The sequence below is a fragment of the Lutibacter flavus genome (assembly GCF_900188355.1).
Taxonomy (GTDB): Bacteria; Bacteroidota; Bacteroidia; order Flavobacteriales; family Flavobacteriaceae; genus Lutibacter; species Lutibacter flavus.
Map to the genome: position 1 here is coordinate 66,358 of NZ_FZNX01000003.1, position 13,519 is coordinate 79,876.

Sequence of the window (13,519 nt, forward strand, 5' to 3'; positions counted from 1 at the left end):
TCCCTGCTGTTTTAATATTATTTGCAGTTACACAATCGATTGCACAATCGGATTTATCATTTAGGACAAAAAAACCAAGCTAATATGATGGAACAACTTGGAATAAAAACATTAAGATCTGGACCTAGTGGTAATGCTTCAGCACCTAATTCTGCAAATTATAATGAATTATTGGCGAATCCTTGTCCTCAACTTCCAGAACTTTTAATTACAAATAGAGGTGAAAAAGTAAAAAATTCAAAGGATTGGTTTGAAAAGCGTCGCCCGGAAATTGTTGAAGATTTTGAAAGAGAAGTTTATGGAAGACTTCCAGGAAATATTCCAAATGTGACATGGTCTGTAAAAATAATAGATAATGAATTTGTACGCAGAACACCAGTTATTGCAAAACAATTGGTTGGACATGTTGATAATAGTACATATCCTTCAATAAATGTGGATATAAACGCAATGTTGGTAGTACCAACAAATGTTACTAAACCAGTTCCTGTATTAATAATGTTTGGACATCCCTCCTTTCCATCACCTGCACAACCATCTATGGAAGATCTGGAAAAAATAAATACATCCTTTAAAGATATGATGATTAAAAATGACCCTAAAATTAAGGCCATTTTTGACAAATATCCTGCTTATAGTCCAATAACAAGATTACCACCGCCAAATTTTTGGGCTCCATCACCTGAAGGAGATTTACCTTCAACAGAACAATTATTAGAAGCAGGTTGGGGTTATTTAACAATCGATCCATCAAGTATACAAGCAGATAATTCTGCCGGACTCACAAATGGAATTATTGGGCTAGTTAATAAAGGTCAACCTCGTAAACCAGAAGATTGGGGTGCTTTAAGAGCTTGGTCATGGGGTGCAGCAAGGGCTTTAGATTATTTAGAGAATGATGATTTAATTGACTCAAAAAAAGTAGGTATAGAAGGTGTATCACGCTATGGCAAAGCAGCCTTGGTGACTCTTGCCTTTGAAAAACGTTTTGCAATAGGATTAATTGGCTCTTCAGGAAAAGGTGGAGCTACACTTCACCGACGTATATTTGATGAAGCTGTTGAAAGTTTAACAGGCTCAGGTGAAAGTCATTGGATGGCCGGGAATTATATTAAATATGGGGCTTCAGAGGCTGATTTTGGAAGTAAAACTGGCTGTGATTTACCTGTTGATTCTCACCACTTAATTGCACTTTGTGCACCGCGCCCAACGTTTATTAGTTATGGTATTCCAGAAAAAGGTGATTCAAAATGGTTAGACCAAAAAGGAAGTTATATGGCTACCATTGCTGCTGGATCTATTTTTAAACTTTTAGGTGTTAAAGACCTCGGTGTTACAAATGAATATTTAACGGAAAAAATGCCTCCCTTTAATACAACTATGATGGATGGCCATTTAGCCTGGAGACAACATGATGGTGGACATACAGATTGGCCAAATATGAAATATTTTATTCCTTGGGCAAATAATTTATTGAACTACTCTAAATAATTTAGATTATTTAATAATAAAATTAGATTTATTATTAAATCCATGTGTACTCATTAATTAAGCAAAATACTTTCTCAAAAAAAACCTCCAAAATATAATTTTGGAGGTTTTTTTGAGAAAGGTTGAAATACAATTATTTCTCCCAAATTTTTTCCATTTCTTCTAAAGTTTTCCCTTTTGTTTCTGGCACAAATTTCCATACCAACCACATTGCCAAAACACCCATTAAACCATAAACCCAATAGGCAAAACCGTGATTGAATTTCTCTAATAAATAGGTATTCTTATCCATCATTGGAAATGTCCAAGATACCAAGTAGTTAGAAATCCATTGCGCTGCTACAGCAACTGCTAAAGCCCTTCCTCTAATTTTATTAGGGAAAATTTCAGATAACAATACCCAGCAAACTGGTCCCCAACTCATAGCAAAACTTGCTACATAAATTAACATAAAGATTAATGCTCCCATACCTACCGATTCCATAAAGAATGTAGTTCCTAAAGCAAACATTGATAGTGCCATTCCTAAGGCGCCAATTATCATTAATGGTTTTCTACCGTATTTATCAACCGTCATAATAGCCAATACTGTAAATAATAAGTTAACAGCACCCACTATAATTGTTTGCAACAATGCTGTATCTGTACCTGACCCCATAGTTTTAAAAATTTCTGGAGCATAGTATAACACTACATTAATTCCTACAAACTGTTGAAAAACAGAAAGTAAAACACCTATTACAATTACGGTCATCCCAAAAGAAAATAATTTTCCTGAATGACTTACAACCGTATTTTGAATATCAGCTAAAATCTTTTTACCTTCTTCAATACCGTTTACTTTTATTAAAACGTCTAACGCTTTTTCTGGTTTTGATTGTAATACTAAAGATCTTGGTGTGTCTGGCACAAAAAATAACATAATTAAAAATAAAGTTGCTGGAATTGTTTCCGAAGCAAACATCCATCTCCATCCAACGGTATTTAACCAAGTATCATCTCCTTGTCTAGCAATATAATAGTTTACAAAATATACTATTAACATCCCAAATATAATTGCAAACTGGTTCATTGAAACCAATTTCCCTCTATTTTTTGCAGGAGCAATTTCTGCTATATATAAAGGCGAAAGCATTGATGCTAGCCCAACTCCAATACCTCCAATAATTCTATAAACAATAAACACATAAATAAATGTGTGATCTGCTTCACCAATTGGTTTTACAAACATTTCGGGCATTGAAGAACCTAAAGCTGAAAATAGAAATAAAATAGCCGCTAATATTAAACCATTTTTACGACCTAATTTTTTACTAATTAAACCTCCGGAAATACCTCCAATAACACAACCAATTAAGGCACTGGAAACAACAAACCCCAAACGGGCATTGGCTCCTAATTCATCTAACCCAAAAGGTAAAACGAAAAAACTTTCAAGAGAACTAACAGTTCCCGATATTACCGCAGTATCATACCCAAAGAGAAGTCCTCCAAGTGTTGCTACTATAGTAAGTTTTAATAAATAACTAGAATTTGTTGAAACCGCCATAATTTTATTTATTAAATATATTGATTAATAATATTTTCAAATAATTCTTGCTTTCCGCTTTTTAATGATAACTCGCCATTTTCTTGAGCGATTTTATACAAATCTTGCATAGAAAGTTTTCCTTCTTCAAAAGCTTTTCCGTTTCCTGCATCAAAAGAACTGTAACGATCTTTTCTTAATTTTTCATAAGGAGATGAAGTAATAATTTTATCAGCAATTAGTAAAGCTCTTGCAAATGTATCTGCGCCACCAATATGTGCGTGGAATACATCATCCATATCTGTTGAATTTCTTCTGATTTTAGCATCAAAATTAACACCACCACCTTGTAAACCACCCGCTTTTAAGAAAACAAGCATTGCCTCTGTAGTTTCTTGAATATTATTTGGGAATTGATCTGTATCCCAACCATTTTGATAATCACCTCTATTTGCATCTAAACTTCCTAACATCCCCGCTTTTGCTGCCGTTTCAATTTCGTGTTGGAAAGTATGTTGTGCTAATGTCGCATGGTTTACTTCAATATTCATTTTAAAATCTTTATCTAAACCTTGGTCACGTAAAAACCCAATAGCAGTTGCTGAATCAAAATCATATTGATGTTTCATTGGCTCCATTGGTTTTGGTTCAATAAAGAAGTTTCCTTTAAATCCTTGTGCGCGTGCATAATCACGTGCCATTCTTAAAAACTGTCCCATATGGTCTAATTCTCTACCCATATCAGTGTTTAGTAAAGACATATAACCTTCTCTACCACCCCAAAATACATAGTTTTCACCATCTAAAGCAATAGTAGCATCTAACGCTAATTTTATTTGTCCACCCGCACGAGCAACAACATCAAAATCTGGATTTGTTGAAGCCCCGTTCATATAACGTGGGTTTGAGAAACAATTTGCAGTACCCCACAATAATTTAATTCCAGACGCTGCTTTTTTACCTTTTAAATATTCTGTAATTGTAGCCAATCTTTTTTCAGATTCAGCAAAAGTTGCACCTTCTTGAATTAAATCATAATCATGAAAACAGAAATAATCAAAGCCCATTTTACTAATAAATTCAAAAGCAGCATCTGCTTTATCTTTTGCAGCCTGAACTGGATCTGTTGCTTGATCCCAAGCAAAATTTTGTGTTCCTGGTCCAAATGGATCTCCACCTTGCCCACAGAATGTGTGCCAATATGCTATTGCAAATTTAAAATGCTCACGCATTGTTTTACCAGCCACAACTTGTTCTGGATTGTAATATTTAAACGCTAAAGGATTGTCAGATTCCCTTCCTTCAAACTTAATTTCTCCAATACCTTTAAAGTATTCTTTGTCTCCTAAAACTGCCATTTTTTATAATTTTTATTGTTAATTATTATATTGATTTTCTAAATCTTGTTTCCAAATTTCATACGCTTCGGAATATATTTTTTTATCTTTTAACGGGTTATAAGTCATTACGTGTTCGTTATCTGAAAAAGCTTCATCAAACGATTTAAAATCACCTGTACTAACACCTGCAGCCCTCGCAGCTCCAACCGCTCCAGTTGTATCTATAATATTAATATCTGTATCAACTAAAGTTGCAATCGTATTTGAAAATATTTCAGATCTAAATAAGTTGTCATTTCCTGCTCTAATTGCAGATAAATCAACACCATCATTTTTTAAGATGTCTATTCCATATACAAAGGAAAATGCAATACCTTCTAATGATGCTCTTAGTAAATGTGATTTGTTATGTTTATTGAAGTTTAAATTAAAAATACTGGCTCCTGTATTTTTACTATTTAACATGCGTTCTGCACCATTTCCAAAAGGCAAAATTCGCAATCCATCCGAACCAACGGAAACCGAAGATGCTAAATTATTCATATCATTATATGAATCCTTTGATGCTACCACATTTTGTTTCATCCAACTATATTGAATTCCCGCACCATTTATACATAGTAATTTTCCAATTCTTGGAGCTTCAGTAGCATAGTTTACGTGTGCAAAATTGTTGATTCTTGAGCTTTCTTTGGTTTTTGAACTATCCGTTATTGCGTATACAACACCAGATGTTCCTCCTGTTGCTGCAATTTCTCCCGGATGAAATGCATTTAAAGACAACGCATTATTTGGCTGATCTCCAGCTCTATATAAAACAGGAATTCCTGCTGGCAAACCTATTTCTTCAGAAGCTTTTTTTGTTACTGTTCCTTGATTTGAAAATGTTGGAACTATCGTTGGAATTAAATCTGTTGGTATTCCCAAATAATCAAACAACCAATCTGCTGGTTTATTTTGTTTGAAATCCCACATAATTCCTTCAGAAAGACCTGAAATAGTTGTAGTTGCTTCTCCTGTTAATTTTAGTGCAATAAAATCTCCAGGAAGTAATAATTTATCAACTTTTTCAAAAATTTCCGGCTGATTTTCTTTCACCCATTTTAATTTTGAAAGTGTAAAATTACCTGGTGAATTTAACAGGTTTGAAACACATTTGTCTTCGCCAACACCTTTAAAAGCATCATCTCCTATTTCAACTGCTCTGCTATCGCACCAAATAATTGAAGGCCTTAATACTTCTTGATTTTTGTCTACTACAACCAATCCGTGCATTTGATAAGCAATTCCAATACCTTTTACTTTTTCTGATGAAACTCCAGTTTGTTCCAATAACTTTTGAGTTACTTTACAAATATTTTTCCACCATAAATTAGGGTCTTGTTCTGCCCAACCCGCTTGTTCGGCTATAATAGCCATTTCTGTTTCTGGGAATTGGGTAATTCCTACCGATTTTCCAGTACTCGATTCAATCAAAGCGGCTTTGACTGATGAACTCCCTAAATCATATCCTATATAATACATAACTTATAATGATTCTCTTATAATTAATTTTGTTGCAACATATTCTTGCATTGATTTATCTTCCGTAATAAATTTAGCTGCTTTTGTACCCATTTCTTTAAAATCAGTTGAAATAACTGAAATGCCTTTATAAATAAACTTTTTCATTGGGGTTTCATTGTAAGATAAAAACCCAACATCTTTTCCTGGTTCTAAATTTACATCTCTGCATTGCTCAAGAAATACACCTAACATTCTATCACTCACACTTATGTAAGCAACATTTTTTTCTATCTTAAACTCTTTAGGGTTTGTAATAATCTTAAAGTTAAAAGAATGATTCTTACAATACCTCTTAAAATAAGTTACCGTTTCTAAAGGGTGATTTGTGAAATTGGGATATATAAAAACGAGTTCTTTATACTTTCCAAATAAGTCAGTTGCTCCTTCTAAAGCATTGTAAAAGGATTGCCCAAAATCTTGAAATACATAATTATTTTCAGGCTTAGAAAGAATGTTCCAATCTATTAATAATAGTTTCTCTTGGTTAATTTTTGAAAGTACTGGCGGAATTTCTTTATGATTAAAATTCATAACAACATACTTAAAGTATTTACCAATACTATTGTTAATTATCGTTTTAAAATTATCAATATTATAATGATGAAACTGAACGTCTGTAATAAAATTTTCTGGTAAATTATTTATAAATGAATGGTATAAAACTTCTTTATATGCTTTAAAAGTATCCAATACCAGCAATACTTTTCGAGTCTCATTTGCAACGTAATACCCTTTATTTGGGACCGATTCAATAACTCTTTGTTCTTTTAAAATAGAATAAGCCTTAAAAACAGTATCTCTTGATAATTGATTTGATTTACAAATACTATTTACTGAAGGCAGTGCATCGCCAGTATGTAAAATATTTTTTGCAATACATTCATTAATAGCAGTCACAATTTGCTGATATTTAGGAATATCGCTACTATGATTTATAATTAATTTGAAATAATCTTTTGCCATTTTAATCGTACTGTTCTGTTCCGGTAGGCTAATTTAATATTTTTTTTTAAATAAAAACCGATGTATTTAAAAAATATACCAAATAAAATTTATTTAAAAAATGTATATTTGAATAAGGAATCTCCTTTTTTTATGAAAGAAAATAAAGATGTAACTATTTATGATATTGCCAATAAGTTAAAACTTTCTAGTTCTACAATTTCCAGAGCATTAAAAGATCATAGTAGTATAAGCGAAAAGACTATAAAAAGAGTAAAAGCAGCAGCATTGGAAATGGGTTATCGCCCAAATATTTTAGCTGCAAGTTTGCGTAGTAAAAAAACAAAAACAATTGGAGTGTTGGTTCCAACCATTACTCAACCTTTTCTTTCTTCCTTAATCAGCGGTATTGAAATTACAGCACAAAAGGCAGGTTACAATGTTATTATTACACAGTCTCATGACTCTTACCAAGACGAAGTAAACAACGCCAAAGCCTTATATAACAGTAGGATAAGTGGACTTATTAGTTCTCTTGCTATGGAAACTCAGGACACATCACATTTTCAACAATTTATTGATAAAAATATTCCTGTTGTTTTTGTCGATAGGGTTCCTAAAAATTTTAATACCTATAAGGTAATGATTAATAACTATGCTGCTGGTTTTAAAGCAACTGAACATCTAATTAATCAAGGATGTATAAGAATTGCTCATTTTTATGCAGGATCTGAGTTTGGAAATTTATATAGTGAACGAAAAAAAGGTTATTTAGATGCCTTAAAAAAACATAACTTACCTATTGATAAAGAATTAATAATTCATATGAATGAAGTTACCTATGAAGAAGGTGAAAGAGCTAGCAATATATTATTACACCTAAAAAACCCTCCTGATGGCATTTTTTCCCCAAATGATACAACTGCTGTCGCCGCAATCCAGGTTGCAAAAAAATTAGGCTTTAAAGTTCCTGAAGATTTGGCAATAATCGGTTTTAATGATGATCCTATTTCTCGTATTATTGTTCCTGGTTTATCAACAATTACCCACCCAGCAATTAAAATGGGTAAAACTTCGGCTGAAATTATTTTAAAACATCTAGATTCAACCGAGAAAAATGATATCACTGAAATTACATTCTTAAATACTGAAGTTTTAGCTAGAGAATCTTCAAATAAATTATCAGAATAAAATTTATTTAGTTAATTTATAGTTATAACAGCCTCTGCCATTTTTGCAGCTCCAAGTTCAAAACTTCTTTTCATTGGACTTGAACCCCCAATTTGAATTTTAAAATCACCCGACTCTGTGCTCCTAGAACCATCATTATTTACCATCTCAAAAACTTTTGGTGAAAGTTCAAATATTACTTTTTTAGAAGTTCCTGGCTCTAAATTGATTCGTTTTGTATTAACAAGTTGTGAATTAGGTACCGTGACAGATGCTTCTAAATCTGAAATATAAACTTGGACAACTTCATCTGATTTTACATTTCCAGTATTCGCTACATTAACCTCTACAGTAAGGTTTTCTGTTTTTGAAATTGAAGATGATGAAACTTTAATATCATTATAAGAAAAAGTAGTGTAACTCAATCCAAACCCAAAAGGATATAAAGGATCTTCATTCATATACTTATAAGTTCTACCTATCATTGAATAATCATCATAAGCTGGTAATTGATCCAAAGACTTTGGAAACGTTATTGGCAATCTTCCAGAAGGAGAAACTTTTCCAAAAATAATATCTGCAACCGCCGTACCACCTTCTTCACCTGGATACCAAACAAATAAAACTGCATCGGATAATGCTTCAACTTCAGCCAAGTTTATTGGACTTCCTCCAGTAATTACAGAAACAATTGGCCTTTTATCTTCAGGATTTTGATCAGCAGTTTTTCTTAAATCTTTTAGGTAGTCTATTTGATTTTGTGGCAAATTATAATCTAGTCTGTCTCCGGCAGTATTTGAATCAATTGAATCTCCTTCTTCACCTTCTAATTGACTGGAAACACCTAAAACTACAATGGTAATATCACATTTTCCAGCATTTCCTGTAGCATAATTTATTGGATTTATGGAAGGCTTGTTAAGCATAGCCCCTAGTCTAAATTGCAATTGACTAGCAGGATTTATTGCGGCAGTTATACCTTCTAAAATAGTCACCATATTTGGGTTTACACCATAATAATTTCCTAAAAGTATTTCTATACTTGCTGCATTTGGTCCTGTGACAAAATAATTTGGTAAGTCATTCTTTAAAGGTAAAATTCCATTGTTTTTTAACAAAACAATCCCTTTTTGAGCAACTTCTTTAGCCAATAATCTATGTTCTTTACTATCTACAATATCTCCAGAAATAGCATCGTAAGGATTCGTTCCTAATGGATCAAATAATCCTAATTTAAATCTTGTTTTTAATAATATTGCAAGTTGCTCATCAATTTCTTTTTCTGTAATTAATCCTTTTTCAACCGCAAGTGGTAAAGCTCCATAAGAATTACCACAATTTAAACTTACTCCACTTTTTACCCCAATTGCGGCAGCCTCTTCAGCCGTTTTCACAACTTTATGACCGTTATCTGCATAAAAATCTACTATTGCCCAACAATCACTTAAAACATGACCTTTAAAATTCCATTGCCCAAGTAAAACATCGGATATTAAATATTCATTTGCACAACAAGGTTCTCCGTTTGTACTATTATAAGCGCACATCACTGCTTCTACATTTGCATCTTCAACCAATGCTTGAAAAGCTGGTAAATACGTTTCCCATAAATCCTTTTGTGAAACTTCCGCATTGAACTCATGTCTCAATTTTTCAGGACCGCTATGTACCGCATAATGTTTAGCACAGGCAGCTGTTTTTAAATAATTAGGGTTATCTCCCTGCAATCCTTTAACAAATGAAGTCCCAATAATACTCGTTAAATAAGGATCTTCTCCATATGTTTCCTGACCTCTACCCCATCTAGGATCTCTAAAAATATTAATATTTGGAGTCCAAAAAGTTAATCCATTATACTGAATATTATAACCTTTCGCTTTTGATCTATTATGTATTGCTCTTGCTTCATCTGAAATTGCAGAAGAAACTCTATAGGCTAAATCTGCGTCAAAAGTTGCACCCAAACCAATAGCTTGTGGAAAAACAGTTGCAGCTGCAGAACGACCTACACCATGTAATGCTTCATTCCAATAACTATAAGGTAAAATTCCCAAACGATCAATTGCGGAAGTATTGTGCATCATTTGATCTGCCTTTTCTTCTAAAGTTAAACGAGATATTAAATCTTCTACCCTTTCATTAATAGACAAAGAAGGGTTGTAAAAACCTAGAGCATCAAATTTTGTATCGATTGGATTAATTGCAACTGTCGAATTTTCAGTGTGTTTACTATTACAAGAAATTAATAATACACCTAAAATAGTTAGCCGAAATAAATATTCTACAATTGTTTTCATAAATCACTGTTTATTAGAATTATTAATAAAAAATATCTGGTTAAATTTATAAAAGTATCGAAAATATTTTTATGTTAAATTTCAATGTTTTACATTTACGCAACCGATTGCGAAATTATAAAATATTTGATAACTTTACAAGTAATTAGAACTTATATTATCTAGAATTCGAATTGAACAAATTTTACAATTTATAGTTTCTTTTTAAATTAAAGAACAAAAGAATTAAAAAATATGACAAATTTTTTATCAATAAAGAACTTTCTCGTTCAGCTATCCATACTTCTACTTTGCTTAAATGTATCAGCTAAAGATGGTTATAATTTATGGTTACAATATGATTATATTCAAAATAACGAATTACGATTAGCATATAAATCTAACATAAGTAATATTTTAGCCTTAGGAGATTCTGAAACTATGCAAGTGGCTTTGAATGAGCTGCAATTAGGTCTTTCTAAAATGCTAGGTACTGAAATTTTATCCCAAAAAGATTTAAAAGGTGAAAATTTAGTGATTTTTGGAACTCAATCAAACTTAGATAAAAAATTAATAAAAAAATTAAAAAAAGAGCTCGAACAAATTAATAATGAAGGGTTTATAATTAAACAAATTATAATTAAAGGAAAAAAACATATTATAATTACTGGAAAAACTGATGTTGGTGTTTTATACGGTGTCTTTAATTTTTTAAGAATAATTCAAACCCATAAATCCATAAAAAATATTGATGTTTTAGATTCTCCCAAGGTAGATATTAGAATGCTTAACCATTGGGATAATTTAGATAGAACAGTTGAGAGAGGTTACGCAGGTTTTTCGCTTTGGGATTGGCATAGGTTACCAGATTATATTGATAGCCGTTATGTTGATTATGCACGTGCAAATGCTTCAGTAGGAATAAATGGAACTGCAATAACCAACGTAAATGCAAATGCATTAATACTAACTCCTCAATATTTAGAAAAAGTTGAAGCTTTAGCAAATGTTTTTAGACCTTATGGCTTAAAAGTATATTTAACAGCCCGTTTTTCAGCTCCAATAGAAATTGGTGGATTAAAAACCGCAGATCCTTATGATGCTGAAGTTATTAATTGGTGGAAAGAAAAAACAAAAGAAATCTATAAACGAATTCCCGATTTTGGAGGCTTTTTAGTGAAGGCAAATTCCGAAGGTCAACCTGGTCCGCAAAATTATGGCAGAAATCATGTTGATGGCGCAAATATGTTGGCAGAAGCTGTTGCTCCTTTCGGTGGAATTGTAATGTGGCGAGCTTTTGTTTACTCAGAACATGATGCAGATGATAGAGCTAAGCAAGCTTTTAGCGAATTTGTTCCTTACGATGGCCAATTTAAAGATAATGTTATAATTCAAGTTAAAAATGGAGCTATAGATTTTCAACCAAGAGAACCTTTTCACCCAATGTTTGGTGCAATGCCTAAAACGCCATTAATGATGGAGTTTCAAATTACTCAAGAATATTTAGGATTCAGCACTCATTTAGTATATCTCCCTAAATTATTTGAAGAAGTTTTTGAAGCAGATACTTACAGGGCAGGAAAAGGTTCAACTGTTGCTAAAGTTATTGATGGATCTCTTCATAATAAAAAAATTACAGGAGTTGCTGGAGTGAGCAATATTGGTAATGATAGAAATTGGACTGGACACCCATTTTTACAAGCAAATTGGTATGGCTATGGGCGACTGGCCTGGAATCCTCATTTGAATTCTGGCGATATTGCTGAAGAGTGGATTCGTTCTACGTTTTCAAACGATACTCATTTTATAAACCCTATAAAAGAAATGATGCTCAATTCCAGAGAAACAGTTGTTAATTATATGACTCCGTTAGGATTGCATCATATTATGGATACTGGTCATCACTATGGTCCGGGTCCTTGGGTTGAAAACCTTTCTAGACCAGAATGGAATCCTGTTTATTATCATAAAGCAGATAAAAACGGAATCGGATTTGATCGTACAAATTCAGGTAGCAATGCAACAAATCAATATGCACCCGAAGTTGCTGACATTTTCAACAATACAGCAACTTGTCCTGAAAAAGACTTATTATGGTTTCATCATTTATCTTGGGATTATAAATTAAAAGATGGAAATACACTTTGGGATGGAATTGCATTAAAATATCAACAAGGAGTTAATGAAGTTGAAACAATGGTTCACACTTGGAAAAGTTTGGAAAAATATGTTGATAATCAGCGATTTAATGAGGTTGAGATGTTATTAAATATTCAACATAAAGAATCTAAATGGTGGCGAGACGCTTGTTTATTATATTTTCAACAATTTTCAGAAAAAGAATTACCAGAAGGAGTTGAAAAACCAATAAAAACATTAGAATATTTTCAGTCTTTAAAATTTCCTTTTGCCCCAGGAAATTAAAAATAATTAAATTAAATATATCGATAAAACTAAATGGAAAATAAAATAGCAATAGTTACAGGAGGAAATTCAGGATTAGGGTTTGCAACAGCCAAAAAATTATGTGATAATGGTATAAAAACTTACATTATTGGTAGAACAAAAGATAAAACTGAAAATGCTTGTATCGAAATTGGTTCAAACGCCATTCCTGTTATTTTCGACTTAAATAATTTAGCCGGAATACCTGCAATGATAAAAGATATTGCCAAAAATGGAAATATTGATATATTAGTAAATAATGCTGGAATAAATATGAAAAAAGATTTTACCGAAGTTACAGATGAGGATTTTTTAACTATAATTCACACAAATCTTTTAAGCGTTTTTGCTATAAGTAGAGAAGTTGTAAAAGTGATGAAACAACATGGTGGAGGAAACATTGTAAACATAAGTTCTATGGCATCGCAATATGGATTACCGCGAGTTATTGCCTATTCTGCAAGTAAAGGAGCAATTGAAACAATGACTAGAGCAATGGCAGTTGAATTGGCGCAATTTGGTATTAGAATTAATTGTATTGCACCCGGATTTATAAAAACTAAAATGACTGCAAAAGCATTAAACAGTGATCCGGAAAGAATGCAAAAAGTATTAGGCAGAACTCCAATGGGAACCATGGGAGAACCTTCTAATATAGCAGATGCAGTATATTTTTATTCAACTAACGAATCGAGTTTTGTTACTGGAACAGTTCTTCCTGTAGATGGCGGAAATAGTATTGGATTTTAATTAAATAGAAA

General features: G+C 32.3%; 9 protein-coding genes. 4 read left to right on the forward strand and 5 right to left on the reverse strand.

All coding sequences use genetic code 11. The features are described from left to right. Nucleotides 1-84: 84 nt before the first annotated feature. Entirely contained in the window at nucleotides 85-1,491 is a 1,407-nt protein-coding gene (locus tag CHB63_RS09240) for a glucuronyl esterase domain-containing protein (RefSeq protein WP_217898406.1), read from the forward strand. A 133-nt stretch (nucleotides 1,492-1,624) separates the two neighbouring features. Here CHB63_RS09240 and xylE read toward each other — a convergent pair whose 3' ends face one another. The 4 genes from xylE to CHB63_RS09260 are packed head-to-tail and all read right to left on the reverse strand — an operon-like array spanning nucleotide 1,625 to nucleotide 6,888. After that, nucleotides 1,625-3,040 (reverse strand): D-xylose transporter XylE, encoded by a 1,416-nt coding sequence (gene xylE / locus CHB63_RS09245; RefSeq protein WP_089378192.1) that lies wholly within the window; start codon nucleotides 3,038-3,040, stop codon nucleotides 1,625-1,627. An 11-nt stretch (nucleotides 3,041-3,051) separates the two neighbouring features. Then, nucleotides 3,052-4,377 carry a xylose isomerase gene (xylA, locus tag CHB63_RS09250; RefSeq protein ID WP_089378193.1) on the reverse strand — a complete coding sequence of 442 codons (1,326 nt, stop codon included), beginning with the start codon at nucleotides 4,375-4,377 and terminating at the stop codon, nucleotides 3,052-3,054. A gap of 18 nt (nucleotides 4,378-4,395) precedes the next feature. Beyond that, nucleotides 4,396-5,883: a xylulokinase gene (locus CHB63_RS09255; protein ID WP_089378194.1), complete on the reverse strand. Its 1,488-nt coding sequence runs from the start codon at nucleotides 5,881-5,883 to the stop codon at nucleotides 4,396-4,398. 3 nt (nucleotides 5,884-5,886) lie between these two features. Further along, entirely contained in the window at nucleotides 5,887-6,888 is a 1,002-nt protein-coding gene (locus tag CHB63_RS09260; protein WP_176420319.1) for a GntR family transcriptional regulator, read from the reverse strand. Nucleotides 6,889-6,996: 108 nt separating this feature from the next. On the opposite strand from CHB63_RS09260, the gene CHB63_RS09265 reads away from it, so the two are divergent. Continuing rightward, nucleotides 6,997-8,058, forward strand: coding sequence for a LacI family DNA-binding transcriptional regulator (locus CHB63_RS09265; RefSeq protein WP_317043600.1), 1,062 nt, complete (start codon nucleotides 6,997-6,999; stop codon nucleotides 8,056-8,058). Nucleotides 8,059-8,069: 11 nt separating this feature from the next. On the opposite strand, the gene CHB63_RS09270 is transcribed toward CHB63_RS09265, so the two are convergent. Beyond that, nucleotides 8,070-10,334, reverse strand: a complete 2,265-nt coding sequence (locus CHB63_RS09270) for a glycoside hydrolase family 3 C-terminal domain-containing protein (RefSeq protein ID WP_089378196.1) — start codon at nucleotides 10,332-10,334, stop codon at nucleotides 8,070-8,072. 234 nt (nucleotides 10,335-10,568) lie between these two features. Here CHB63_RS09270 and CHB63_RS09275 point away from each other — a divergent pair, with 234 nt between their 5' ends. Together CHB63_RS09275 and CHB63_RS09280 are read left to right on the forward strand one after the other, a co-directional pair. Beyond that, on the forward strand, nucleotides 10,569-12,737 hold the full coding sequence (locus tag CHB63_RS09275; RefSeq protein ID WP_089378197.1) for an alpha-glucuronidase family glycosyl hydrolase: 2,169 nt from the start codon (nucleotides 10,569-10,571) through the stop codon (nucleotides 12,735-12,737). A 33-nt stretch (nucleotides 12,738-12,770) separates the two neighbouring features. Then, complete coding sequence (locus CHB63_RS09280; RefSeq protein ID WP_089378198.1) at nucleotides 12,771-13,508, forward strand: SDR family NAD(P)-dependent oxidoreductase; 738 nt, start codon at nucleotides 12,771-12,773, stop codon at nucleotides 13,506-13,508. Nucleotides 13,509-13,519 lie beyond the last annotated feature (11 nt).

What these genes read in the sequence shown, in the direction of transcription:
- xylA (WP_089378193.1), bottom strand. Translation starts at nt 4,377, where the DNA reads ATGGCAGTTTTAGGAGACAAAGAATACTTTAAAGGTATTGGAGAAATT.
- xylE (WP_089378192.1), bottom strand. Translation starts at nt 3,040, where the DNA reads ATGGCGGTTTCAACAAATTCTAGTTATTTATTAAAACTTACTATAGTA.
- CHB63_RS09240 (WP_217898406.1), top strand. Translation starts at nt 85, where the DNA reads ATGATGGAACAACTTGGAATAAAAACATTAAGATCTGGACCTAGTGGT.
- CHB63_RS09275 (WP_089378197.1), top strand. Translation starts at nt 10,569, where the DNA reads ATGACAAATTTTTTATCAATAAAGAACTTTCTCGTTCAGCTATCCATA.
- CHB63_RS09260 (WP_176420319.1), bottom strand. Translation starts at nt 6,888, where the DNA reads ATGGCAAAAGATTATTTCAAATTAATTATAAATCATAGTAGCGATATT.
- CHB63_RS09255 (WP_089378194.1), bottom strand. Translation starts at nt 5,883, where the DNA reads ATGTATTATATAGGATATGATTTAGGGAGTTCATCAGTCAAAGCCGCT.
- CHB63_RS09270 (WP_089378196.1), bottom strand. Translation starts at nt 10,334, where the DNA reads ATGAAAACAATTGTAGAATATTTATTTCGGCTAACTATTTTAGGTGTA.
- CHB63_RS09280 (WP_089378198.1), top strand. Translation starts at nt 12,771, where the DNA reads ATGGAAAATAAAATAGCAATAGTTACAGGAGGAAATTCAGGATTAGGG.